General features: G+C 39.5%; 20 protein-coding genes and 1 riboswitch. Of the genes, 15 read left to right on the top strand and 5 right to left on the bottom strand.

The genetic code is table 11. The features are described from left to right. The first annotated feature begins 135 nt into the window (after window positions 1–135). The 5 genes from MED134_RS07135 (at window position 136) to MED134_RS07115 (ending at window position 6,124) form a co-directional block, all read left to right on the top strand. A complete protein-coding gene (locus tag MED134_RS07135; RefSeq protein WP_021778050.1) occupies window positions 136–963 on the top strand; it encodes a GLPGLI family protein in 828 nt (275 codons plus the stop codon). 65 nt (window positions 964–1,028) lie between these two features. Next, window positions 1,029–1,904, top strand: a complete 876-nt coding sequence (locus MED134_RS07130; RefSeq protein ID WP_038597403.1) for a GLPGLI family protein — start codon at window positions 1,029–1,031, stop codon at window positions 1,902–1,904. A gap of 145 nt (window positions 1,905–2,049) precedes the next feature. After that, window positions 2,050–4,815, top strand: a complete 2,766-nt coding sequence (locus MED134_RS07125; RefSeq protein WP_021778052.1) for a carboxypeptidase regulatory-like domain-containing protein — start codon at window positions 2,050–2,052, stop codon at window positions 4,813–4,815. 80 nt (window positions 4,816–4,895) lie between these two features. Further along, window positions 4,896–5,516, top strand: coding sequence for a TMEM175 family protein (locus MED134_RS14710; RefSeq protein ID WP_021778053.1), 621 nt, complete (start codon window positions 4,896–4,898; stop codon window positions 5,514–5,516). A gap of 65 nt (window positions 5,517–5,581) precedes the next feature. Further along, complete coding sequence (locus tag MED134_RS07115; RefSeq protein WP_021778054.1) at window positions 5,582–6,124, top strand: CIA30 family protein; 543 nt, start codon at window positions 5,582–5,584, stop codon at window positions 6,122–6,124. A gap of 192 nt (window positions 6,125–6,316) precedes the next feature. Here MED134_RS07115 and metK read toward each other — a convergent pair whose 3' ends face one another. After that, the gene (gene metK, locus MED134_RS07110) at window positions 6,317–7,570 is read right to left on the bottom strand and encodes a methionine adenosyltransferase (RefSeq protein WP_021778055.1); all 1,254 of its coding nucleotides are present in this window, start codon (window positions 7,568–7,570) and stop codon (window positions 6,317–6,319) included. 410 nt (window positions 7,571–7,980) lie between these two features. Next, window positions 7,981–8,102, top strand: a riboswitch (SAM riboswitch). A gap of 157 nt (window positions 8,103–8,259) precedes the next feature. Here metK and MED134_RS07105 point away from each other — a divergent pair. The 7 genes from MED134_RS07105 (at window position 8,260) to MED134_RS07075 (ending at window position 16,748) form a co-directional block, all read left to right on the top strand. Further along, window positions 8,260–9,552, top strand: a complete 1,293-nt coding sequence (locus MED134_RS07105) for an O-acetylhomoserine aminocarboxypropyltransferase/cysteine synthase family protein (protein ID WP_021778056.1) — start codon at window positions 8,260–8,262, stop codon at window positions 9,550–9,552. Between the two features lie 94 nt (window positions 9,553–9,646). Beyond that, window positions 9,647–10,618 carry an alpha/beta fold hydrolase gene (locus MED134_RS07100; protein ID WP_021778057.1) on the top strand — a complete coding sequence of 324 codons (972 nt, stop codon included), beginning with the start codon at window positions 9,647–9,649 and terminating at the stop codon, window positions 10,616–10,618. Next, window positions 10,606–11,694: an aspartokinase I/homoserine dehydrogenase/homoserine acetyltransferase gene (locus MED134_RS07095; protein ID WP_021778058.1), complete on the top strand. Its 1,089-nt coding sequence runs from the start codon at window positions 10,606–10,608 to the stop codon at window positions 11,692–11,694. Before MED134_RS07100 ends, MED134_RS07095 begins: the two co-directional genes overlap by 13 nt. Before the next feature lie 2 nt (window positions 11,695–11,696). After that, window positions 11,697–12,695, top strand: coding sequence for a homocysteine S-methyltransferase family protein (locus MED134_RS07090; protein WP_021778059.1), 999 nt, complete (start codon window positions 11,697–11,699; stop codon window positions 12,693–12,695). Next, the gene (metH, locus tag MED134_RS07085; protein ID WP_021778060.1) at window positions 12,695–15,385 is read left to right on the top strand and encodes a methionine synthase; all 2,691 of its coding nucleotides are present in this window, start codon (window positions 12,695–12,697) and stop codon (window positions 15,383–15,385) included. The genes MED134_RS07090 and metH overlap by 1 nt, the downstream gene beginning before the upstream one ends. Before the next feature lie 3 nt (window positions 15,386–15,388). After that, window positions 15,389–16,354, top strand: a complete 966-nt coding sequence (gene metF / locus MED134_RS07080) for a methylenetetrahydrofolate reductase [NAD(P)H] (RefSeq protein WP_021778061.1) — start codon at window positions 15,389–15,391, stop codon at window positions 16,352–16,354. 10 nt (window positions 16,355–16,364) lie between these two features. Further along, window positions 16,365–16,748: a hypothetical protein gene (locus MED134_RS07075; RefSeq protein ID WP_021778062.1), complete on the top strand. Its 384-nt coding sequence runs from the start codon at window positions 16,365–16,367 to the stop codon at window positions 16,746–16,748. 142 nt (window positions 16,749–16,890) lie between these two features. On the opposite strand, the gene pruA is transcribed toward MED134_RS07075, so the two are convergent. Then, on the bottom strand, window positions 16,891–18,522 hold the full coding sequence (gene pruA / locus MED134_RS07070; protein ID WP_021778063.1) for an L-glutamate gamma-semialdehyde dehydrogenase: 1,632 nt from the start codon (window positions 18,520–18,522) through the stop codon (window positions 16,891–16,893). 265 nt (window positions 18,523–18,787) lie between these two features. Between pruA and MED134_RS07065 the strand changes: the two genes are divergently transcribed. Together MED134_RS07065 and MED134_RS07060 are read left to right on the top strand one after the other, a co-directional pair. Then, window positions 18,788–19,504 (top strand): NRDE family protein, encoded by a 717-nt coding sequence (locus tag MED134_RS07065; RefSeq protein ID WP_021778064.1) that lies wholly within the window; start codon window positions 18,788–18,790, stop codon window positions 19,502–19,504. Beyond that, entirely contained in the window at window positions 19,501–20,511 is a 1,011-nt protein-coding gene (locus tag MED134_RS07060) for a DUF6695 family protein (RefSeq protein WP_148305638.1), read from the top strand. The genes MED134_RS07065 and MED134_RS07060 overlap by 4 nt, the downstream gene beginning before the upstream one ends. On the opposite strand, the gene apaG is transcribed toward MED134_RS07060, so the two are convergent. Genes apaG through MED134_RS07045 form a run of 3 tightly spaced genes read right to left on the bottom strand, consistent with a single transcriptional unit; the run spans window position 20,480 to window position 23,366 of the window. Next, window positions 20,480–20,866, bottom strand: a complete 387-nt coding sequence (apaG, locus tag MED134_RS07055; RefSeq protein ID WP_021778066.1) for a Co2+/Mg2+ efflux protein ApaG — start codon at window positions 20,864–20,866, stop codon at window positions 20,480–20,482. The two genes, MED134_RS07060 and apaG, sit on opposite strands and share 32 nt — an antisense overlap. Window position 20,867: 1 nt before the next feature. Further along, on the bottom strand, window positions 20,868–22,061 hold the full coding sequence (locus tag MED134_RS14705) for a DUF3667 domain-containing protein (RefSeq protein WP_021778067.1): 1,194 nt from the start codon (window positions 22,059–22,061) through the stop codon (window positions 20,868–20,870). Between the two features lie 51 nt (window positions 22,062–22,112). After that, window positions 22,113–23,366: a DUF5103 domain-containing protein gene (locus MED134_RS07045; protein WP_021778068.1), complete on the bottom strand. Its 1,254-nt coding sequence runs from the start codon at window positions 23,364–23,366 to the stop codon at window positions 22,113–22,115. Window positions 23,367–23,779: 413 nt separating this feature from the next. Here MED134_RS07045 and MED134_RS07040 point away from each other — a divergent pair, with 413 nt between their 5' ends. Beyond that, complete coding sequence (locus tag MED134_RS07040; RefSeq protein WP_021778069.1) at window positions 23,780–25,126, top strand: Na(+)-translocating NADH-quinone reductase subunit A; 1,347 nt, start codon at window positions 23,780–23,782, stop codon at window positions 25,124–25,126. Window position 25,127 lies beyond the last annotated feature (1 nt).

The raw sequence follows: 25,127 nt of genomic DNA, 5'->3' as shown, positions 1-25,127 counted from the left end.
ACTTAAGCAATATTGAGAAAGAACTTTCGGAAGCGGCACGTATTTTTGAAAAAAGCCCATCCTTTTTAGAACTAAAATCTAGGCTTGAAAAGCTAGAGCAACAAAATAATAAGAACAACAAATAACATAAAGACTATGAAATCTATATCCAAAACTTTACTAGTGCTTGTGATGGTTTGCGCTTTCGCGAAAGCGTACTCACAACAAATATCTGGAGTGGCAACATACCAAACGCAGCGTCATATAGAAATGAAGATGGACAGTACATCTGGTATTACTAGTGATATACAGAAGACCTTACAAGAGCAGCTACGCAAGCAGTTTCAAAAAGAATACACACTCACCTTTGATGGTAAAAAGTCTTTGTGGAAAGAAAATGCAAGGTTAGATAAGCCACAAGCGCCTTCAAGTAACGGGATACAAATTCAAGTATCTACTAGTAATGATGAGCTGTTTAATAATATAGAAGAGCAGAGCTTTACAAATAAGACCAACCTAATGGGAAAAGACTTCCTTATAGAAGACAGCTTAAAAAAGCCTGAGTGGAAACTTGAGAAAGAGATAAAAAATATAGGGCAATACACCTGTTTTAAAGCGACACTTACAGAAGAGAAGGAGACTATTAATATGGTTAATGGAGAAGAAACAGACCCAACAAAAGAAACAAAGGTCACAACTGCCTGGTACACGCTAGACATACCTGTACAGCAAGGGCCAGATCGTTTCTGGGGATTGCCAGGACTTATACTCGAGGTAAATGACGGTAAGATGGCTATGATGTGTACAAAGGTAGTACTTAATCCAAGCGAAAAACTTAACATAACACCACCTACAAAAGGTAAAAAAGTAAGTGCAGAGGAGTATGAAGAAATTTCTACTGCAAAAGTTAAAGAGATGATGGAGCGTTACCAGACTAAAGGTAAGAAAGGAGGTAATCACATCAGTATTGAGATACAGGGATAAATAATTTTTAACCCGTATTAAACTATTAGCTAGCTTTATAGTCTAAAATTTCAAACACAGATGTTATGAGTAAAGCTACCTTTTCTTTTTTAATGATTTGCACATTCCTTTTTTCGGCAGTGGTTACTGCGCAGGAGATTACTGGGGTGGCTACTTACCAGAGCAAACGCACGGTAGATATGTCTAATTTTGGACGTCGTGGTCAGCAAATGAGCGAAGCTCAGAAAAAGCAAATGATGGAGCGTATGAAGCGCTTCTTAGAAAAAGAATATACACTAAGCTTTACAAAAGATGAGTCTTTTTATAAGGAAGAGGCAAAGTTAGAAACTCCGGGACAAGGTGGAGGAGGCCGTGGTTTTGGCGGTGGTTTTACACAAGGAGGTATTTATTCTAATCGTGCAAGTAATGACTATGCACGTGAGAATGATATGATGGGTAAAACTTTTCTTGTAAAAGACACCTTAAATAACCTTAACTGGGAGCTTATAAAAGAAAGTAAGATGATAGGGCAGTATCCCGTTTTTAAGGCAGTGGCAACGCGCAGCCTTGAGACTAACCTGTGGTCTAGAATGGGGAGAAGAGCAAGAGAGTTGCAAGAAAAAAATGACTCTATTAAAAAGGTTGGAGGAACCGTTGCCGAAGAGGAGCCTAAGACTGAAGAAATCGTAGCTTGGTACACACCTATGATTCCTGCAAGTCACGGCCCAGACGAGTTTGGCGGGTTACCAGGTTTAATACTAGAGTTAAGCACAAGTAATACCACTATTTTATGCACAAAGGTGGTGTTAAACCCAAAAGAGCCTGTAAACATTGAGGCTCCTGTAAAAGGTAAGGAAGTAAGCCGCGAGGAGTACACAAAAATCCTTGAAGAAAAAGGAAAAGAAATGGCAGAGCGTTTTGGCAGAGGAGGAAGACGTGGTCAAGGCGGCGGCAGATTTTAGAAAGGCTATCATCGCTTTCAGTTTGCTGTAGTTTATATAAAGCCTGCCGAAGTACGAAAGCGTAGCACTAATATTCATAATTATTTTATACACAACGACCCTTAATTGCTGGACGTTGCGTTGTAAAAAAACAACCAATCCAAAGATGAAAAATACCCAACTTCTTTTGGCAGTGCTGCTTGCATTGCCCAGCATTATTTTTGCCCAAAGTATGACACTTAAAGGTGTGGTTAAAGACAGCATAGGGAACCCGCTTGAGTTAGCAAATATTATTGCTACAAACAAAGCTGAAGGTACCTTAGAGTCTTACGGTATTACAGATCAATCTGGTAGATATAAGCTGGATCTTGCTACGGGTGTTACCTACGATCTTAAAGTAAGTTACTTGGGATTACAGTCTATACTAGAAGAGTTTACACCTGCCCAAGATGCAGATGAGGTAGTTAAAGATTTTGTACTTAAAGAGGATCCAAATCAGCTTGATAATGTAGAGCTTGTCTATGAAATGCCGGTTACTATAAAAGGCGATACCATTGTTTATAATACAGACAGTTTTACAAATGGTACAGAACGCAAGCTAGGCGATGTACTTAAAAAATTACCGGGTGTTGAGGTAAATGATGATGGTGAGATTGAGGTAGAAGGACAGGTCGTAAGCAAGGTGATGATAGAAGGGAAGGAGTTTTTTGACGGAGACTCTAAGCTAGCAACAAAAAATATACCTGCAGATGCACTCAAAAAAGTAGAAGTACTTAAAAATTATAATGAAGTAGACCAGATGCGAGGCCTGGGTAATGATCAAGATAATGTTGCGATAAACTTAAGACTTAAAGAAGGAAAGACTAATTTTTGGTTTGGTGATGTGACTGCCGGTCTAGGTGATGGTGAGAAGACGCGCTATCTGGGTAAGGCAAAACTGTTTTATTACAGTCCTAAGGGGAGTATTAATGTTATATCTAACTTTAATAATACGGGAGATGTTCCATTTACTTTTCGTGATTATTTCAACTTCACAGGCGGTTTTAGAGGGTTTAATAGACGAGGTGGTACTGGATTTAATGTAAGCGATAGCGGTTTAGGCTTTTTAACTACTCAAAATAATAGAGCAAATGAGATTGAGTCTAATTTTGTAGCGGCAAACTTTACCTATGCAGCCTCACCTAAGTGGGACCTCAGTGGCTTTGCGCTACTAAGCGATAATAAAACCAACTTTGTAAATAACTCTCTTAACACATTTATCAATCAAGGGTTTACTCAAGGATTTGACGAAGTGACAGACCAGCGCAACCAGCTTGGTATGGCAAAATTAAGCTCTAAGTTTAAGCCTAATGCGAGCCTGCAGGTAGATTATGATGTACTGCTTAAAAAGTCAAAACAAACAGAATTTTCTGATGGCGCAAGTATTATTACGCAAGATGGAGAGATCACAACAGACATTGTAGACCAGAATAAGGAGAATGAACCATTTTCTATAAATCAAAATGCAAATGTTTATTATACGCTAGATGAGAATAACATATTCTCTGGTACCTTCCAGCATTTATATCAGGATGAAAATCCATTTTACAGTGCGTTATTATCTCAAGAGCCTTTTACGTCTCCTAACCCAGATGATCCAGATAATCCTTTTGAAGCCATAGATTTTACAGCAGGAGCAGACGGGCTTTTTGATATTAATCAAAATAAAAGCGTTATCTCAAATAAGCTTGACGCAAAGATAGATTACTACTATGTTCTTAATAATAAGAGTAATCTCAACTTTACACTAGGAACCACTTTGAGTCGTCAAGACTTTAATTCTAACTTATTTGAAATTTTAGAAAATGGTAGCAGTCAAGATCTCAACGAGACAGAAGACGGTACACCTATAGGTAATGATGTGCGTTTTAATTTTAGTGATGTGTTTTTAGGTCTTCATTATAAAATAAAGACAGGCATATTTACAATCACACCAGGGCTTACACTACATAATTATACTACTAAGAGTACACAACTAGGGAGCACAACAGAAGATAGTGAGTGGATGGTGCTGCCAGACTTATATACTGTAGTTGAGTTTTCTCAAGGTAAAAGCTTGCGTTTTAATTACCAGATGACTGCCCAGTATACAGACGTAAATAACTTTGCCGAAGGCTTGTTGTTTAATAACTACAACAGCCTCTTTAGAGGTAATCGAGATATAGAAAATGCCATCTATCACGACGTGAGTTTAAATTATTTTAGCTTCAGTATGTTCAACTTTACGAGTCTTTTTGGAGGTGTTAATTATAGCCGTCGTGTAGATCCTATTAAGACAGCCGGTGATTTTATAGGTATAAACAGAATATCAAGACCTGTAAATAACACAAATTTTGCAGACCAGACGTTAAGTGCAAATGCACGCTTTTCAAAACGCTTTAAAAAGTGGAAGTTTAATGCAAGCGCAAGAGGTAGCTACAGTGATCTCAACAACATTGTAAATACAGAAGATCGTAATACAAAGAACTTAACCCAGAACTATACAACGAGTGCAGAGACTAATTTTAAAGAAGGTCCCAATTTTGAAATAGGTTATAACTTTACGAGCACAAACTCAGATAATGGGGTGACAGATAGAACCTTCTTTACAAATAGACCATTTGCAAATGCAGAGTGGAGTTTTGGAAAAGGATTTACAATTGCTGCAGACTGGAGCTTGTACAACTATGACGATAATGACGATAGTACTGAGATAGAAAATAGATATTCTTTCTTAGAAGCAAATCTGTACTATAAAAAACCAGAAAGCAAGTGGGAGTTTAGAATACAAGCCACAAACTTGCTAGATGTAGATGTGATAAGTACAAATAGTGTAAATGATTTTACCATCTCAAATACAGAGTATTTTGTGCAGCCTCGTATTGTAATGTTTAGTGTACAGTATAGTTTGTAGTATAACTACAAGAAACACTTTTTAAAAGCGACTTCATTCTTTATGAGGTCGCTTTTACTTTTTTTAATTACTTTAGAAAAATGATACAAGAAATTTATGATAAAGCTCGCGTAGTAAACTTCTCAGATGCTGTATTTTCTATTGTAATGACACTTCTCATTCTAGAGGTGGGTGTCCCTAGTATTGCAACACTTAATAAGTTGTCTTTTGGAGCCGTGCTTGCTAACAGAATACCAGATTTCATAGGTCTAGTGGTGAGTTTTTTAGTGAGTGCATTATATTGGATAGGTCACATTAAGTTAATGAAATTTGTAAGTGTTGTAACAGGTAAGCTATTGTGGATTAATATATTTTTCTTGCTCACCATCGTCTTACTTCCATTTTCAACAGCGATGTATGTAAATGGGTTTGATTACCCAGGACCTTTTATGTTTTACTGTATCAATCTTGCGGTTATAGGTGCTTTTAACTTAATTATGACGCGCTATGTGTATTACTCAGAAAACAAGAAAACAGGTTTTACTAGAGTACTGTATCGCTGGTACCGTGCAAGGGCTATAAATGTTTTAATAATTTGGGTTCTTGCCGCGCTTTGTACACTGGTGTTCCCAATGTTTGCTCGAATGATTTTTGTCTTTCTTTTTGTTGTTCAATTTCTTATTGATCGTCGTTTTAAGAAGAAAATGACACTTGCCGAGTAGTGTTAAAAATGTGGTAAGTATAAGGTTTACGCTTTCGCGAAAGCGTAACTTTAAAGAAAAAAGCTATGAAATATCTCTTAGCCTTACTGATCACAACTACTATGAACACGACACCGCTCTCTTTTGATTTTGGAACTACTTGCAACACTTGTGATGACTGGTTTGTCGTGCTTGATGGTGTGATGGGAGGATTATCTATGGGTAGCATTGAGCAAACTAAGGAAAGTATCATCTTTCGCGGAAGCGTAAGTCTTGAGAATAATGGTGGTTTTGCATCATTGAGAACTCCTTACCAGTCGTATGATATGTCGAGTTATACAACCGTGACTGTGCGATATAAATCTACAGGGCAAGATTTTGGGCTCACGCTCAATAAGTATAAAAGATTCTGGAGACCGAATTATAAAATAAATCTACCCATCACTCAAGGGGAGTGGAAAACCGTAACCTATAATCTCGCAGATTTTGGCACCTATAGATTAGGGCAACCTCTGGAAGGGCAGCCCGATAAAGAAGATCTCGCAGATATTATACGCATAGGATTAATTTCAAATACAAAAGCCGCAACAGATTTTGAGATTGAGGTAGATAAAATCATATTTGAGTAACTACATTTTTGTCATTTCGAGCCTGCCGAGAAATCACATAACAGTGAGAAGCCCTGAGCAAATACAATTAAAGTCTATCGTCATTTCAAGCCTGCCGAGAAATCACATCACATTGAGCACATATGAGTGATAACATACAAAACAAAAAAAGGGAGCCACTAGGCTCCCTTTTTTACTATCTATACGGATAGATTATAGGTTAAAAGCGTCTTTAACTTTCTCAACATAATCTAGTTTTTCCCAAGTAAAGAGTTCTACTTCAACTTCCTTTTTCTTACCGTCAAAGCTTTCAAAAGTTTTTGTTACCACTTCGTTTGTACGTCCCATATGTCCATATGCTGCAGTCTCGCTGTATATAGGAGAGCGCAGTTTTAATCTGCTTTCTATTGCAGCTGGTCTCATATCAAAAAGTTCGGTTACCTTTTGAGCAATCTCACCATCAGATAGCGATACATTTGATGAACCATAGGTATCTACAAAGATTCCCATAGGCTCAACAACACCTATTGCATAAGATACTTGTACAAGTATCTCATCTGCTACTCCAGCAGCTACTAGGTTTTTTGCAATGTGACGCGTTGCATAAGCTGCAGAGCGGTCTACCTTTGATGGGTCTTTTCCAGAAAAAGCACCACCACCGTGAGCTCCTTTACCACCATACGTATCTACTATAATTTTACGCCCCGTAAGACCTGTGTCTCCGTGAGGTCCACCTATCACAAACTTGCCTGTTGGGTTGATGTGATACTTAATATCATCATTAAAGAGTGCAGCGATATTTTCTGGTAACATACCTACTACGCGAGGTATAAGAATGTCTTGTATGTCACCACGTATGCGACCTAGCATTGCCTCATCTTCATCAAAGTCGTCGTGCTGTGTAGACACAACAATAGCTTCAATGCGTTGTGGCACATTATCATCACTATACTCAATAGTAACTTGTGCTTTTGCATCTGGACGTAGGTAAGTAATCTCATCATCCTCACGGCGTAGTTTACCTAGTTCAATAAGTAGTCTATGTGATAGCTCGAGAGCTAGCGGCATATAGTTTTCAGTTTCCTTAGTCGCATAGCCAAACATCATACCTTGGTCTCCTGCACCTTGCTCTTCTTTACTCTCGCGGTCTACACCACGATTTATATCATCAGACTGCTCGTGTATGGCAGACAGTACACCACAAGAGTTACCGTCAAACATATACTCACCCTTTGTGTATCCTATTTTATTAATAGTCTCACGGGCAATTTTTTGAACATCTAGGTATGCATTAGACTTTACTTCTCCTGCAAGAACTACCTGCCCAGTTGTAACTAGGGTCTCGCAAGCAACTTTAGACTGCGTGTCAAAAGCAAGAAAGTTATCGATAAGTGCGTCAGAAATCTGATCTGCAATTTTATCAGGGTGTCCTTCAGAAACAGATTCTGAGGTAAATAAATAAGCCATTTTTTAATTTTTTGTCAAGAAGTAGATTTGACGAGTGCTGGGTAGAAACATAACACAAGAAATGTTAAAGTCTTGTGTTTGATTTTAGCCATTTTTTTTTGAGGTTGCAAGCAGTCAAATCTGTCCTCGTTATTATGGGGACAAAAGTAAAGAAACTTTAATGATATAAATAATCTATTACCCTACCAATCTGGTAGGGTAATGTTATTTTTTTGTGAAAATTTTCTAAGACCTATTTTCTGCTTTTATGGAGAGATTAGAAAAATAGTTTTATATATAGATTAAATACAGTTTAATTTTTTACTAATTAGATTTAACATAACTTTATTTAGAAAATTATTCTAAAAAGTTTGTTTTTGTGAAATTGTTTTTACAATATTTGTGCTCACAAAGTTCAACAACTTATTGAAATGTTATCAAGAAAGGCTGAGGGAATGACCCTATGAAGCCTTAGCAACCCTTTCACTTAGAAAGAAGGTGCTACATTCTACCCAAGAGTCGCTCATTACCGAATCTTGAGGATAGATAACATCGAGCAGTACCGCTCAGGTACGTGCTTATGTTTTTTCTTATAATATTTTTCTTAAAAATCTTGAGAGCCTGTAAAAGGTTTAAGAGACGTTTGGCTTTTGTTTTTAATCCTTTCACACAAGGTGAAAGGGAATCTATTAAACTCAAAAAAAAGAAAAATGAGTACACAAAAATTAGCAACCAAAGCGTTGCACGCAGGACACGATTATGCAGCAAACGGAGGAACAAGAGCCGTGCCTATTTACCAGAGCACTGCCTACGTTTTTAATGATGCAGACCACGCAGCAAACCTTTTTAACCTCTCTGAGCCAGGTTTTATCTACACACGCCTTAATAACCCTACAAATGACGTGCTAGAGAAGCGCCTCACTGAGATAGAAGGAGGGCTGGCAGCTGTTGTAACAGCCTCTGGTACTGCGGCAATTAACACCACGCTACTTACACTGCTAAAACAAGGAGACCACGTAGTAGCCTCAAGTAGTCTCTATGGAGGAACGTATAATTTACTAAGTGTCACGCTTCCTCGTTTCGGGATTACAACGACTTTTGTAGATCCTTCAGATCCAGAAAATTTTAAAAACGCAGCACAAGAAAATACCCGTGCCTTCTTTGTGGAGTCACTAGGTAACCCTAAGTTGGATGTATTAGATTTAAAAGGTATTTCCGCTTTCGCGAAAGCGCACAAAGTCCCTTTCATTGTAGATAACACGGTAGCTACTCCAGCGCTTCTTAACCCAATTGAGCACGGGGCAGATATCGTGATTCACTCTCTTACAAAATACATAAACGGTAATGGTACCGCACTAGGTGGAGTGATTATAGATGCAGGAAAATTTGATTGGAGTAATGGTAAATTTCCTGAGTTTACAGAGCCTTCTGCCGGTTACCACGGCTTAGTATACCACGATGCACTAGCAGAGGCAGCGTTTATTGCAAAGGTGCGCATAGAAGGATTGAGAGATCACGGTGCGGCATTAAGTCCATTTAATGCATTCCAAATTTTGCAAGGGCTAGAAACACTAGAAATTAGATTGCAAAAGCACTCGCAAAATGCACTTGCACTTGCGCAGTGGCTAGAAACTCGTGATGAGGTGGCGTGGGTAAACTACCCAGGTCTTGAGTCAAGTAAGTACAATGATCTTGCACAGCAATACTTGCCTAAGGGGCAGAGTGGGATTGTCACCTTTGGTATAAAAGGTGGTTTTGAAAGTGCAAAAACTATTGCAAACGAGACTAAGCTTTTCTCACTACTCGCAAATATAGGTGATAGTAAATCACTCATTATACACCCAGCGAGCACCACACACCAGCAACTCTCAGACCAAGAGCAAGAGGCAACTGGAGTGACTAAAGATCTCGTACGTCTTTCTGTAGGTCTTGAAAATATAGAAGATCTTAAAGAAGATCTCGTAGCGGCTTTTGCGCGCGTAGATAAAACTGTTTTAGTGTAATTAATTGTGATGCTCCAGCTAGCTTTTTTGCCAGAGCTAGTTGGAGCTTTTTTACAATAAGTAGCCTTTCACCCCATCTTAAATTGCAATACATATGCTTAACATAGTATCCATATCATCTTTTACCACACGTTCTGGTTATCATTGTGATCTCGAAGTGTCATACCAGCTGGCAGGTCAGGTACTAGGTACGGCTCCTGTAGTACTGGTTAATCACGCGCTCACGGGTAACTCTACCATAACTGGAGACAAAGGCTGGTGGAGTGATTTGATAGGTAAAGAAAAAGCTATAGACACAGGTTGCTACACCATACTATCTATAGATATACCAGGTAATGGCCACGCAAGCACGCAGCGCATTACAGCTTATAAAGAGTTTACAAATTATGACATCGCACGCATACACGGGGAGGTGCTACAGCATCTTAACATAACATCACTTTTTGCCGTTGTAGGTGGTTCCTTAGGGGGGCAGATAGCCTGGGAACTCGCAAGCCAACAGCCAAAACTTATAAAACATTTAATACCCATTGCGACAGACTGGAAAGCGACAGACTGGGTGATAGCACAATGTCACATACAAGACAGTCTGCTTACCCATTCTAGCCAGCCCGTAGCAGATGCGCGTATGCACGCAATGACCTTTTATCGCACACCAGCTTCTTTTAAGGAGAAGTTTAATCGCAGTAAGCGCGATGAGCAATTGTATAATACACAAAGCTGGCTTAATCACCACGGCATAAAACTCTCAGAACGTTTTTCGCTATCGGCATATAGGCTTATGAATCAGTTATTGCTTAGTGCAGATATTACACAAGGAAGCAAAGATTTTAAAGAGTCCCTACGTGACTTTACCGGTACCGTGCATCAAGTAGCCATAGATACAGACGGACTTTTTCTGGCAGATGAGATGTATGAGACCCACTTACAATTACAAGAGATGGGCATCTCATCTACCTATGATGAGATAAAATCCATACACGGTCACGATGCCTTTTTAATAGAATATGAGCAACTATCAAGCTTTGTAAAACCCATTTTTTCAACACAATTATGTCACAAATAAACATCGCCATTTTTGGTATAGGTAATGTGGGGAGCACGCTCATCACACAGATTACAGATTTTAATAAAAAGTCTTCTAGTAAACAACTTAACATTTTTTGTATTGCAAACTCTACACTGGCATTATTTCAAAATGAGACAACAGGCAGCTGGAGTGCAGATTTTGAGAACCAAGCACATCCATACACACTAGATGATATTTACGCTTACGCGAAAAAGTTAAAACAACAACAAGAGTCAAATCACGATGTTGAAAGCTCGTTTATCGCAGTAGATGTCACTGCGAGTCCGCAGTTTGTAGAAAACTATGTATCTCTCGTTGAAAATGGATTTCATATCGTAACGGCAAATAAAATTGCAAATACACGCTCTTATGATTTTTATAAAATCCTGCGTAAATCTTTAAAACAGCACAACAAGAAGTTCTTATATGAAACAAATGTAGGAGCAGGACTGCCTATTATTGAGACCATAAAAAGTTTATACGATAGTGGTGAAGAAATACATAAGGTACGAGGCATATTTTCTGGCTCTCTTAGTTATTTGTTTAACACCTTTTCGGCAGAGAATAAGAGTTTTTCAGACATATTACTTGAGGCAGATGCGTTGGGACTCACTGAGCCAGATGCTAGAGAAGATCTATCTGGTAAAGACGTGGCACGCAAGCTCTTGATTTTAGGGAGAGAGGTAGGACTCACAAAAGAGTTTGACGATGTAAAAGTACAATCACTAGTGCCTAAAGCTTTAAATGGTACCACTACCTTACCCCAGTTTCGCGAAAGCGTAAAAACCCTTGATGCCATTTTTGAGAAAAGTAAATCACAACTAGGAGCAAATGAAGTGTTGAGACACGTAGGTGAGCTAGATTTAAAAACACAACAACTTGAAGTAAAACTAGTGCAAGAGTCTAAGCACACAGCGCTGGGACAAACGCAAGGTGCAGATGCTGTTTTTGAAATTTATACAGACTCTTACGGCGATCACCCACTTGTGATACAAGGAGCTGGCGCAGGAAAGGCAGTGACGGCAAGAGGTGTGCTAAGTGATATTTTAAAAATCACGACAAGTCTTAATTAGTTATGAGCACGGCACTTACAAAGGCACTAAAGGAGCGTATCCTCGTGCTAGATGGTGCGATGGGTACGATGCTGCAGGCGTATAACTTTAGTGAAGAAGATTTTAGAGGAGAGCGCTTTAAAGATTTTCATCGGTCTGTAAAAGGTAATAATGATTTACTGTCACTTACGCAGCCTGCCGCAATTGCAGAGGTGCACCGCAAGTATTTTGAGGCGGGAGCAGATATTGTGGAGACTAACACCTTCTCGAGTACCACCATTGCAATGGCAGATTATGAGATGGAGGAGTATGTGTATGATTTGAATTACGCTTCCGCGAAAATTGCGAGAGATGTCGCTCAATCCATAACCACAAAAGAACCTCACAAACCCAGATTTGTAGCAGGAAGCATAGGCCCTACAAACAAGACGGCGAGTATGTCTCCAGATGTAAATGACCCGGGTTATCGTGCCGTGAGTTTTGAAGAACTTAGAGTTGCTTATAAGCAGCAAGTAGAAGCCTTGCTAGATGGTGGTGTAGATTTACTACTGGTAGAAACTGTGTTTGACACGCTCAATGCCAAGGCTGCGCTTTTTGCGATAGATCAGGTAAAAGAGGAGCGAGCGGTAGACACGCCAGTAATGATTTCGGGTACTATAACAGACGCTTCTGGTAGAACGCTTTCTGGGCAAACGGCAGAGGCATTTTTAATTTCGGTATCACATATTCCGCTGTTGTCTGTTGGTTTTAACTGTGCGCTAGGTGCTAGTCAGCTGCAACCACATCTAGAAGCTATAGCAAGTAAAACAGAGGTGGGTATTTCTGCACATCCTAATGCGGGATTGCCTAATGCCTTCGGGGAGTATGATGAAACACCAGAACAAATGGCAATACAGATTAAAAAATACATCGATAAAAACCTTGTAAATATTGTGGGTGGCTGCTGTGGTACCACACCTGCACACATTAAAGCCATTGCTCAACTAGTAGCCAATGTAACCCCTAGAAAATGTAAGCTATAATGAATGTGACTCCTAGATATATGCGACTTTCTGGCCTTGAGCCTCTGGTAATTACTCCAGAAAGTAATTTTATAAATGTAGGAGAACGTACTAATGTTGCGGGGTCAAGAAAGTTTTTGAGACTCATAAAAGAGCGACAATTTGAAGAAGCACTTTCTGTCGCTAGAGATCAAGTAGAAAACGGCGCCCAGATCATCGATATTAATATGGATGACGGTCTCATAGATGGCAAGGAGGCGATGGTTACCTTTTTAAATCTTGTGATAGCAGAGCCAGATATCGCGAGAGTGCCCATTATGATAGATAGCTCTAAATGGGAGATTATAGAAGCTGGATTGCAGGTAGTACAAGGTAAATGTGTTGTAAACTCTATTTCTTTAAAAGAAGGAGTAGCCATTTTTATACAGCAAGCAAAGGCTATCAAACGTTATGGTGCCGCTGTGATTGTAATGGCTTTTGACGAAGTAGGTCAGGCAGATACTTATGAGCGTCGCATTGAGATTGCAAAGCGCAGCTACGAGATTTTGGTTAATGAGGTAAACTTCCCGGCAGAAGATATCATATTTGATCTCAATATTTTTCCTGTGGCGACGGGTATGGATGAGCATAAACGGAATGCATTAGACTTTATAGAGAGCACGCGATGGGTAAAAAATAATTTACCTCATTGTAGTGTGAGTGGTGGTGTAAGTAATGTGTCTTTCAGTTTTAGAGGAAATAATGCCGTGCGCGAGGCGATGCACTCGGTGTTTTTGTATCACGCTATCGATGCAGGGATGAATATGGGTATCGTTAATCCCGCTTTGCTAGAGGTGTATGATGATATTCCAGCAGATTTACTAGAGCGTGTCGAAGATGTAATACTCAATAGAAGAGATGATGCAACAGAGCGCCTACTCACATTTGCAGAGACTGTAGGTCAAAAAGAATCTACACAAAAAGAAACCGAAGCCTGGCGAACAGAAGATGTGCAGAGCCGTATTACCAGAGCACTGGTAAAAGGAATAGATGCCTATATTCTACAAGATGTAGAAGAGGCTAGACAAGCTGTAGATGCTCCAATTAAAGTAATAGAAGGTCACTTGATGACGGGTATGAATGTAGTGGGAGATCTTTTTGGGAGTGGGAAGATGTTTTTACCTCAAGTGGTAAAATCTGCCAGAGTGATGAAAAAAGCCGTTGCTTATTTATTACCCTACATAGAAGAAGAGAAGTTGAGAAACGGTACCCAAGCCGCGAGTCAGAGTGCGGGTAAAATTGTTATGGCAACCGTAAAAGGAGATGTGCACGACATAGGTAAAAACATCGTGAGCGTTGTGCTAGCGTGCAATAATTATGAGATTATAGACCTAGGTGTGATGGTGCCGCCAGAAAAAATCATAGCCACCGCCCTTGCCGAAAATGCAGACATCATAGGTCTAAGTGGTTTAATTACACCTAGCCTTGATGAGATGGTTTATCTAGCCAAAGAGCTAGCAAGACAAGATATCAAAATCCCAGTTTTGATAGGTGGTGCGACCACAAGCAAGGCACACACTGCTGTAAAAATTGATACGCATTATGAGAGTGCCGTTGTGCACGTAAACGATGCAAGCAGGGCGGTGACTATTGTGGGCGATTTGTTACAGAAGGATACAAGTGTTCTTTTTAAAAATGAACTGAAGGATGAATATGCCCGCTTTCGCGAAAATTTTAACTCAAGACAACGCATTAAGGAATACGTAACGATTGAGCAGGCGAGAGCAAATAAATTAAAGATAGATTTTAAAGCCGAAGGTATTGTCGCTCCAAAAGAACTAGATGTACAAGTGATTGAACATTTAGATCTCAACGAACTGGTGCCTTATATAGATTGGAGTCCATTTTTCAGGAGTTGGGATTTGCACGGTAAGTACCCAGAACTTTTGACAGATGAGGTGGTAGGAACACAAGCCAGCGAACTATTTGCCGATGCACAACAAATGCTCAAACAAATCATTGCCGAAAAGTGGCTCACTACTAAAGCGACTTTTGGACTTTTTAAGGCAAATGCAAATAACCAAGATGATATAATTATAAGTCAGGAGCAGAGTGAAGATTCGATAACATTTAGAACCCTTAGGCAACAATCAAAAAAGGCAGCGGGCAAGCCCAATATTGCGCTATCAGATTTTATTGCTCCGCTGGATAGTGGATTGCAAGATTATATGGGTGCCTTTTGTGTTACAGCAGGATTTGGAACAGCCAGAAAGGCAAAAGAGTTTGAAGATGCGCTTGATGATTACAGCGCGATAATGATTAAAGCACTTGCAGATAGACTCGCAGAAGCCTTTGCCGAATATCTACATAAGGAAGTGCGCACAAAGCACTGGGGGTATGCCACCAGAGAAGCACTAGCTAATACAGATTTAATTAAAGAAAAATACCAAGGTATTCGTCCAGCGCCAGGTTATCCCGCTTGTCCAGATCATTTGGAGAAAGAGACTATCTGGAAGTTGCTTGGCGTGGAAGAGTCCATAGGTGTTACCCTTACCGAAAGTTTGGCGATGTGGCCGGCGGCAAGTGTGAGCGGGTATTATTTCGGGCATCCAGAGGCAAGGTATTTCGGGCTAGGGAAAATAAAAGAAGATCAAGTAAAGGACTATGCGAGCCGCAAAAATATTGCTTTCGCGAAAGCGGAAAAATGGCTCACCCCAAATATAGCAGAGTAGATTATGACAAAAGTACGAGATCACATAGCAGAAGCAATAGCAGCGAAGAGAACCGATTTTTCTTTTGAAATCTTGCCACCTCTCAAAGGGCAAAATATCAATACCATTTTTGATAATATAGATCCGCTTATGGAATTTAAGCCGCCTTTTATTGATGTAACTTATCACCGTGAGGAATACATTTATAAGGAGCGTGAGGATGGATTGCTAGAGAAAAAGGTGGTGCGCAAGCGACCTGGTACCGTGGGTATTTGTGCTGCGATACAAAACCGCTATCAAGTAGATGCAGTACCGCACGTGTTGTGTGGAGGTTTTTCTAAAGAAGATACAGAGAATTTTTTGATAGATATGGATTTTCTAGGTATTGAGAATGTGATGGCCTTACGTGGGGATGCGGTCAAGAGTGAGACTTACTACAAGCCCAATAAAAATGGAAATATCTATGCGCAAGACCTCGTAGAGCAAATTATTGATTTAAACAACGGAACCTACCTAGATGAAGATTTGCAGAATAGCGCCAAAACAGATTTTTGCATAGGTGTGGCGGGATATCCAGAAAAGCACCTGGAAGCGCCCAGTCTTGAAAGTGATATTCATTTTTTGAAAAAAAAGCTAGAAGCTGGTGCTTGTTATGTGGTGACCCAAATGTTTTTTGACAATCAGAAATACTTTGATTTTGTAGATAAATGCAGAGCCGCAGGTATCACAAAACCTATTATACCAGGACTCAAGCCGCTGGCGACAAAGAAGCAACTCAATTTAATACCACAGCGCTTTAGCGTAGATGTGCCAGATGCATTAGTAATGGAGGTTGTAAAAGCAAGAGACACTGCTGCCATACGCCAGATAGGAATAGAGTGGTGCATACATCAAAGCAAGGAGTTGCAAGCTGCTGGAGTGCCTGTACTTCATTATTACTCAATGGGTAAAAGTGATAATATTAGACAGATAGCAGCGGCTGTTTTTTAAAATTAATCTAATGGAGATACTACATTTTTTAATGCTGTTAGGTAGCGCAAGTGTGGCCGCAACTGCACATAGACCTTTTGCATATGCTTTGCTTATGCATTTCGGTATGGAATTGCCAAAAACTAGAAAAGAGCATAAGGTGAGGGTATACGCAGTCAAGTTATGGGCTAGGTATGTGATAAAGGCAGTAACTGCTGTAACAGGCGTTCAGTATCTGTGTTATCTGGTGGATCCTATCGCATCTTTTTTTATGGCTGTTGCATTGTGGGTTGTGATTTTTGGGTATGCAATATGGTTGATACCTATGAGAGTGCAGCGTTATGGTAATAGCTTGCGCGAGGTACGCCTTATGGGAATCCCAGAGGTATATGGTGCGTGTAGACTTTCGGGGTAGTGGCCTTTTTAGTGAGTGAAAAACCCTCTAGCGCCAAATTCTGTAATTCCGCTTTCGCGAAAGCGCAATAAAAAACAGGCTCTCTATAATAGAAAGCCTGTTGCTTATTATATACCTCGTCTAAAAGACGAAAAAAAGTTACCTATTTCTTAGCTAAGAAAGGGTATCTGTAATCTGTAGGAGTAACAAATGTTTCCTTAATCATACGTGGGCTTACCCAACGTAGTAGGTTTAAAGCAGATCCTGCTTTGTCATTTGTTCCAGAAGCACGTGCTCCCCCAAAAGGTTGTTGCCCTACAACAGCTCCCGTAGGCTTATCGTTTATATAGAAGTTACCAGCGGCATTTTTAAGTGCTTTTGTAGCTTCTTGTATTGCATAACGATCTGTTGCTAGTATTGCTCCGGTAAGTGCATACTCACTAGTGCTGTCTACAAGCTTAAGCATCTCGCTCCAGTCTTTATCTTCATATACATAAATAGTCATCACTGGGCCAAAAAGCTCTGTGTGCATTGTTGTATAATTAGGATCTGTAGTTACAATAACGGTAGGCTCTATAAAGTACCCTTTTTTCTTATCGTGACCACCACCTACTATAATCTCTGCGTTTGCATCTTCTTTTGCCTGGTCAATGTATTTTGCAAGCTTATCAAAAGATCCTTCGTGTATTACGGCAGTGATAAAGTTACTCATATCTTCTGGAGATCCCATTTTAAAAGACTTTACGTCTTCTATCACAAGCTCTTTAATTTCTTCCCAAGAAGATGCTGGTATGTACCCGCGACTTGCAGCACTACATTTTTGACCTTGGAACTCAAACGCTCCACGAGAGATCGCTGTTGCCACTTGTTTTGCTGGTGCAGTAGGGTGTGCAACGATAAAATCTTTACCACCTGTCTCACCTACAATGCGAGGGTAAGTTTTATAGTTATGTATGTTTTCTCCTATCTTTTTCCACACATCTTTAAATACGTGTGTAGATCCTGTAAAGTGTAATCCAGAAAAATCTGGACTTGCAAGTACGGTATCTGTAATCATTACTGGATCACCGTGTACCACTTGTATCACACCATCTGGTACACCTGCCTCACGGAAGATGTCAAGTATAATCTTTGCAGAAAGCATCTGGCTATCTGAAGGTTTCCATACTACTACATTACCCATAAGTGCACAAGCAGCAGGAAGGTTTGCCGCGATGGCTGTAAAGTTAAAAGGAGTAATCGCATAGATAAATCCTTCTAGCGGACGGTATTCTAGTCTATTCCAAGCTCCAGAGGTAGACTCTGGCTGCTCGTTATAGATATCTGTCATAAACTGCACGTTAAAACGTAAGAAGTCTATAAGCTCACAAGCAGCATCAATCTCTGCTTGGTAAATCGTTTTAGACTGGTTAATCATTGTTGCAGCATTAATCTTTGCGCGGTAAGGTCCAGCGATAAGCTCTGCAGCTTTTAAGAAAATACCAGCACGTTGCTCCCAAGGAAGCTCTGCCCACTCCGTACGAGCCTCAAGTGCCCCAGCGATAGCCTGGTCAATGTGTGTTTTTTCGGCAAGGTGAAACTCACCTACCACCTTCTTGTGATCGTGCGGTGGCGTAATAGGTTGTGTATTTTTAGTACGCACCTCTTTACCGTTTATGTACATAGGTACTTCGGTATGTGCGTTAAATAACTCTTTATAAGCTGCGGCAACGGCCTCGCGTTCTGGAGAGCCTGGTGCATACGATTTTACCTCTTCGTTTACAGCGATTGGAACTTGAAAAAATCCTTTTCCCATAGTGGTGTTTGGTTTTAATTTTTTGGTAATGCAAAAGTACAAATTCTATTGCGATAGCTCAGCGGTTTGGCAATACTGTAACAGTTGGGGTTTTTTACGCTTTCGCGAAAGCAAAATAGAAGACAATCACATCTAAATTTGTTAAGATCACATTTTAGTATGAGTGTGGCTACTGTAGACAGTCATACGTACAAAATAATAGGTATCGAAACCGCAAGTGTAGGCTTTTTCGTAAGTTGCAAACAGAACTTACGACCCATAAAGAATGTGCACAGTTACTTATATACCTAAAAAAGATAACACTTTTATTCTAACGTCTAACCGCGACGAGGCTTATGGAAGAACCACACTTGCGCCTAGCTTTTATGATATAGATGGGGTGAAAATGCTGTTTCCAAAAGATGCCGTAGCCGGAGGATCGTGGATAGGAGTTTCAGAAAAAAATACAATGATTTGTCTTCTTAATGGAGGGTTTGAAAATCATATCAAGGTTGAGGATTATAAGATGAGTAGAGGCGTAGTGGTAAAAGAACTACTTAAGTCTGATGATTTAACGACTTCTATAAATGATTTTGACTATGAGGGAATTGAGCCCTTCACCATTATCGCTATAGATTGGAACACTGGTCTCAAGGCAACAGAACTGGTTTGGGATGGAGTGAAGGCGCATATAAGCGAACTAGATGATTTACCAAAAATATGGTCTTCTTCTACACTGTATACTACAGAGATGAAGGAGAAGCGTAAAAAGTGGTTCAAAACATTTGCTCAAAATACTGATTGGAGTAGTGAGCAATTATCAAGTTTTCACACCACAGCTGGTGAGGGAGATGAAAAGGTAGATCTTAAAATGAATCGTGGTAAACTAGGAACCGTAAGTGTTACCCAAGTAGAAAAGACTAAGGAAGATTGTATAATGACCTACCGCGATTTACAAAAGGATGAGGTGCACATTACTAACTTTGATACAGTTGCTGTTTGAAAAATACAGGTAAAATAATAGTGCTTGCTTTTCCAGATACTTTTGTAAAAATGTCTGATGAGCTTATGTGTAAAATACTACCACTGGTAGGCTTAGGCACACGCACACATATTAAAGCAGGTCACGCTGCGCTGGTTCTTATAGAAAATGAAACGGGAGTGGCTCAATACTTTGATTTTGGCAGGTATATTACTCCTCCAGGCAAGGGGAGAGTGCGTGGGGCTCTTACAGATGTAGAGCTTGTTGTGCCCGTAAAAGCTCAGATAAAAAATAATCAATTAATTAATCTTAATGAGCTTTTGCTATGGCTAGAAGCGCATCCAGAAAAAACACACGGGGAGGGTCGTCTTGTTGCATCCTTATGTGATACGGTAGATTATGATAAAGCCCTTTCATATATAATGTGTCTTCAAGGGCAAGGGAGTATTCCTTACAAAGCCTTTGGGAAAGTGGGAAGTAACTGTGCAAGATTTGTGACAGACACGATTCTAGCTAGTACAAATAATAACTCCATAATAAAATATCTTAAGCGCAATAAGAAATTTACTCCCAGCACCGTGGGTAATGTAGAGCGTAGTGCATCACAAGACGGGGTGTATGAGGTGTATAATGGGTGTATAAAACCATATACATCTACAGCCTTAAAAGAAAACCTCACAAACTTCTTTGACCGAAAGGTTCCTGAGGTTCTTGATCAAGATGGGATAAGTATTGAGGTGCCAGAAGGAGCTACCTTTCTAGATGGGACGGGTAGTGGAGCTTACTTTTATTTAGAAGTCCAGGGTGATAAGACTAAGGCATTAGTAAAAAGATATACAGAGCGTGGAGTGCAAGACTTTTGTGGTACTGCACAATTGCCAGAAGGGTTTGATGCTACACAACCTTATAAGTTTGTTTATGATAGTAACTGTTTATACTGTACAATACAACAGGGAGAAGAGATTTTTCGCCTTGAGCTTACAGGGCAAACGGCAGCTAGTTTAATGCAAAAGGTGCGCTCAGCTTAAAGGCAGGTATTTTTACTCTGAATTTTTTTGTGGTTGTAAAGTTTACCATCTGGTAATGCCCTTCCATAGAGCCAAAGGGAGACGTAAGTAAGCAACCAGAACTATAGGTGTGGCTTTCGCCCGGTTTCAAAACAGGTTTTTTGCCTATCACACCCTCGCCATTTACGACTTCGGGAGTGTTAAGAGCGTCTTGTATTTTCCAGTGACGTGCCATAAGTTGCACGCTATCTTTACTCTGGTTGTCTATGGTTACTTTGTAGCCAAAGGCGAAGTGCATTTTATAGTTTTTATAAAACGTGCCCTCAAAGGTAGTCTCTACCGAAATCTTTATGCCTCTAGTTACTTGTTGTACCATTTTAAAATAAAAATGCGGTAATCGCAAAGAAGATTACTGCAAATAATGTCGCTCCTAAATAGAATACTATGTTTAAAAATACAAATTTTAGAATTGTCCACCTGCGTTTTTGTTTGTAAAAATTACGCAACGCCTTGTAAAAGTAAAACGGACCCACAAGAATGAGTAATAGAGATGCAACTATTTCATCTCCAATAAGTAGGTCTGGAATAAGGGCAATGAGCAATACTAAAAACACCCAGCTGAATATGTGAAATATGAAGACTAAGTGCTCCATATAATTAAACTTCTTCTTTGAATAAATTAGCCATAAGAAAAGCGCAAAAATAGGTGCAAAAAAGAATAAGAAAAACGGAATCTTAGAAGCTAGAAATCTTAAAAAACGAGCCGGATTATCCTTAACGCGTTTTATATCCTCATTCTTGCTATATAAAAACACGTTGGTTCTGGTCTTACTATATTTTAAGCTATCTAGAGCTTCTCGTGGGTCACTTATGTCTGTGTATTCATAAAAGTCGTAAAATATCTCGCCTTTTGTAAATATGTTCTCAAGGTAGATCCCGTTTATAGAGCTTTCTGCTCTTGTGTCATAAGGCACTTTTACGATGGAGTCTTTTTTTGCTTCTTGTGCTTGTTTTCTCTCTTTTAGCTTTTTTACACTCTTCTCTACAGTGTTGTTTATTTTTTCTTCAAGGAGTTGTGCTTCTTCATTGTTGAGGTTTTGAAGCTCGTTGAGATCAATGTCTTTTGTGATTTCTTTTATGGAGTCTATATCGTCTTTGGCTTGGTCTACATTGAGTTGCACGACACCCTCATCTGTAAAATCTAAGTCGTTATTTCCATTTATAAAACCTATGATTGCGAGTAATATAAAATAAGAAATGGACGCACTCAGAAAAAACCGAAAGGGGTTTGCATATTTGAGGCGCTTCCCTTCTACATAGTACCTTGTGATGGTTCCTGGTTTAAAAAGTAGGTCTTTAACGGTATATCTAAAACGGGAGTCATAAGTAAACACACTAAGTACAAACTCATTAAAGAAGTCTTTTATAGTGAGCCGTTTTGTCGTGTTAATTTGCCCGCAGTATGCACAATAACGATCGGTAAGGTCTAGCGGGTGCCCGCAGTTAAGGCACTCAACGCCACGATATTTCATCGCCTTACGTGAGTTAGATTTTACAGGTGTTTCCTTCATCCCTGTAAATATATGATTTTAGTGAATACGCTTTCGCGAAAGCGTAAAAATCTAATTTGTTATTTGTGAAGAATTAGTTTGTCCTAAACCTACCAGCTCGTCAAAACGTCCTCCAGGCTTGCGGTAATACACTAGTATTTGATAGTTGTTTTCTGTTTGCCAAAAGTTCCCGTCTAGACTATTCTTATAATCTATGCTTCCATCTTTGTTTACTAGCACATAATTGTAGTTGTAAAAACCTTGTTTAAGTAAGTACGGTAGCTCGTATCTTCTAGTGCGGGTGTTCCACTCCAGTTTTGTGCTATTGTCTATTACATAGTTGTTGAAGTTCCCATATAGATGTATAGACTGCTCATCGAGAAGTTTAGGGTGTCTCAAAGAGAAGTGTATCCATACATACTCTGCCTCGGTAAGAGGTGTGCGACCTTGTAGGGTGTTTATGAGAAAGTTTCCGTTTATATCTGGATTGTAGGTGTAGGGCTGGTCATACCTAGCTGGATTAGAGTATAGATAATTGTGATACAGGCTCTTGAGCTCTATGCTTTTTATGGCAAAAGTAGCGGCACGCACATCTTTGTTTTCAAAGTTAAAAAACTCATTGCCAGCCCAGAAAGCGGTCTCTTGGTCATATCTATACTCGAGCCTGTTACCTATATTATATTGAGGCTCTATGCCTGTAATGGCTGTTTTGAGGTTGTTGTTTTGTATTAAAACTGTGTGAAGATTTTGTTTTGGGTTTATAATAACTTCATCTCCAGAGTCTATAAAAAATCGCAGTACTTGTTTTGAGTTGATGTATTGTAAATCTCTTGACCTTTTTACTTGAGCTCCTACATTAAATTGGGGTGAGAATATCATAAACTTACGTGAGAAAACGAGCTCACCTTCTTCATCGTAAATGCTAAGGAGGTAATTGCCTGTTTTTGTGAGGCGCTTAGTCATCTGGTTAGGTATAGATAGCTCATAGTGCGTGTATAACTGGAGCGTTGCAACCGAGTTTTCAAAATTGAGAATGCGTACATTATCCATCCCGTCCATATACTCAGATCTAGCAAGGCTACTCTCTGTCCAGTCTGCATTGTGATGCGTGATTTTATAAAAGTAATCACGCTCATCTCCATAAATATCGTCAAAAGAAAGCGACAACCTGCTACCTAGTTGTAGTATGGGTAAAGATGTTCCAGATGTGCTGCTAGCGTTAAATTGTACCGTTTTAATAAAAGGAGGTTCTGGTACTTCTTGTGCTACCTGTGCAAAGGTGGTAAACGTTGCAAATAGTAAGAAAAGTGTAAAATAATTTTTCATAGTGGACTGATGGTTGCCAAATATAAACAAATTTGATGCCGAGATATTGCGTTGAGGTATGCGTGATAAGATGTGGTACTGTGTTTTTTACGCTTTCGCGAAAGCGTATTTAAAACTTTAGAAATTGAATACATTGTAAGGTAATAATTGAATTTTAAAGTACTTAATGTGAGTCTGTAATGAAAATGAACCACGAGTAGCGGTGCCTACTTGAAGTCGTTATGAATTTTGTGGAGCGTCTAAGTATAGATTTCTTAAAAAAGTGGCTGTTTATTAAACAGATTGACAAACTCTTATTTAGAAATGTTATAAATAATACTTTCACTTTTTCTAGCTCGGAAAAATGAGACGTATTTTGTAAATTTGCGCACCTCAATTTTAGAGGATTTTAGATAACATAAATCTACTGACATATGTCAAAAGACATCAGAATCAAAAAAGGTCTTGATATCCGATTAGTAGGCGAAGCAGAAAAGACAATTTCTGAAGGGCCTAGATCGCGTACCATTACTATTAGGCCTTCAGATTTTCATCTCGTGACTCCTAAAATGGTCCTTAAAGAAGGAGCTAGCCTTAAGGCTGGAGACGAGATTTTCTACTCAAAGTCTCAAGAAGAAATCAAATTTGTATCTCCAGTTGCTGGAACAATTACAGAAATCAAGCGTGGCGCTCGCCGTGTGATTACTGATATCGTAATTGAAGCAGATTATGCTGGTGCTACTCGTGATCTTGGAGCGTTGAGTCCAACTGCAGATGCTGCTACTGTAAAAGCAAGATTGCTTGAAGGTGGTGTGTGGCCGTTTATAAAACAACGTCCTTATGATGTGGTTGCAAACCCAACAGTATCTCCAAAAGCAATTTTTATATCTGGTGTAAACACTGGACCACTTGCTGCAGATCTTGATTTTGTACTGGCAGGTAAAGAAGCAGCGCTGCAAGCGGCAGTTACAGCATTAGGAAAACTTACAGATGGTGGTGTACACGTATCTATAGGTTCTAGTGCATCCGTATTTGCAAGCCTTACAGGTGTTACAACATATACAGTAAAAGGACCACACCCAGCTGGTAATGTGGGAACCTTAATAAATAAAACAAGTCCTATTAACAAAGGTGAGACTGCCTGGACGGTTGCAGCACAAGATCTTGTCGTTATAGGAGAGTTGTTACTTACAGGTAAGTTTAACGCACAACGTGTGATATCGGTTTCTGGGTCTTCTATAAAAGCGCCTAAGTATTACCGTACAATCATAGGTGCAGAGGTATCTACATTTGCATATGATGCTGGAGTAGAAGGTGATAATAATCGCTTTATCTCTGGTAACGTGTTAACAGGTGCTAAAGTTAAACCAGACGGAGCGCTTGGGTTTTATGCAACAGAGTTTGTAGTAATACCAGAGGGTGATGATTATGAATTCTTCGGGTGGAATAAGCCTGTTTTTGATAAAATCTCTCCATCTAGAGCACTTACTTTTTCTTGGTTACAGCCTAAAAAGAAATATGATCTAGACACAAATACAAACGGTGAGCACCGTGCATTTGTAGTAACTGGAAATTATGAAGAGGTTTTTCCTCTAGATATTTACCCTATGCAAATCCTTAAGGCTTGTATGGTAGAAGATCTAGACGAGATGGAAGCTTTAGGAATGTATGAGGTGGCTCCAGAAGATTTTGCACTTACAGAATTTATGTGTGTGTCTAAGCAGCCACACCAAGAGATCATTCGTAAGGGATTAGATGTTATGTATAAAGAAATAGGATAAG

The sequence above is a fragment of the Dokdonia sp. MED134 genome (assembly GCF_000152925.2).
GTDB lineage: Bacteria > Bacteroidota > Bacteroidia > Flavobacteriales > Flavobacteriaceae > Dokdonia.
Note: the sequence above shows the minus strand (reverse complement) of the source record. Positions and strands in the feature narration are given on the sequence as shown.

Bases quoted from the DNA above. Each gene is read 5' to 3' on its own strand.
- MED134_RS07135 (WP_021778050.1), top strand. From the start codon at position 136: ATGAAATCTATATCCAAAACTTTACTAGTGCTTGTGATGGTTTGCGCT.
- MED134_RS07130 (WP_038597403.1), top strand. From the start codon at position 1,029: ATGAGTAAAGCTACCTTTTCTTTTTTAATGATTTGCACATTCCTTTTT.
- MED134_RS07125 (WP_021778052.1), top strand. From the start codon at position 2,050: ATGAAAAATACCCAACTTCTTTTGGCAGTGCTGCTTGCATTGCCCAGC.
- MED134_RS14710 (WP_021778053.1), top strand. From the start codon at position 4,896: ATGATACAAGAAATTTATGATAAAGCTCGCGTAGTAAACTTCTCAGAT.
- MED134_RS07115 (WP_021778054.1), top strand. From the start codon at position 5,582: ATGAAATATCTCTTAGCCTTACTGATCACAACTACTATGAACACGACA.
- metK (WP_021778055.1), bottom strand. From the start codon at position 7,570: ATGGCTTATTTATTTACCTCAGAATCTGTTTCTGAAGGACACCCTGAT.
- MED134_RS07105 (WP_021778056.1), top strand. From the start codon at position 8,260: ATGAGTACACAAAAATTAGCAACCAAAGCGTTGCACGCAGGACACGAT.
- MED134_RS07100 (WP_021778057.1), top strand. From the start codon at position 9,647: ATGCTTAACATAGTATCCATATCATCTTTTACCACACGTTCTGGTTAT.
- MED134_RS07095 (WP_021778058.1), top strand. From the start codon at position 10,606: ATGTCACAAATAAACATCGCCATTTTTGGTATAGGTAATGTGGGGAGC.
- MED134_RS07090 (WP_021778059.1), top strand. From the start codon at position 11,697: ATGAGCACGGCACTTACAAAGGCACTAAAGGAGCGTATCCTCGTGCTA.
- metH (WP_021778060.1), top strand. From the start codon at position 12,695: ATGAATGTGACTCCTAGATATATGCGACTTTCTGGCCTTGAGCCTCTG.
- metF (WP_021778061.1), top strand. From the start codon at position 15,389: ATGACAAAAGTACGAGATCACATAGCAGAAGCAATAGCAGCGAAGAGA.
- MED134_RS07075 (WP_021778062.1), top strand. From the start codon at position 16,365: ATGGAGATACTACATTTTTTAATGCTGTTAGGTAGCGCAAGTGTGGCC.
- pruA (WP_021778063.1), bottom strand. From the start codon at position 18,522: ATGGGAAAAGGATTTTTTCAAGTTCCAATCGCTGTAAACGAAGAGGTA.
- MED134_RS07065 (WP_021778064.1), top strand. From the start codon at position 18,788: ATGTGCACAGTTACTTATATACCTAAAAAAGATAACACTTTTATTCTA.
- apaG (WP_021778066.1), bottom strand. From the start codon at position 20,866: ATGGTACAACAAGTAACTAGAGGCATAAAGATTTCGGTAGAGACTACC.
- MED134_RS14705 (WP_021778067.1), bottom strand. From the start codon at position 22,061: ATGAAGGAAACACCTGTAAAATCTAACTCACGTAAGGCGATGAAATAT.
- MED134_RS07045 (WP_021778068.1), bottom strand. From the start codon at position 23,366: ATGAAAAATTATTTTACACTTTTCTTACTATTTGCAACGTTTACCACC.
- MED134_RS07040 (WP_021778069.1), top strand. From the start codon at position 23,780: ATGTCAAAAGACATCAGAATCAAAAAAGGTCTTGATATCCGATTAGTA.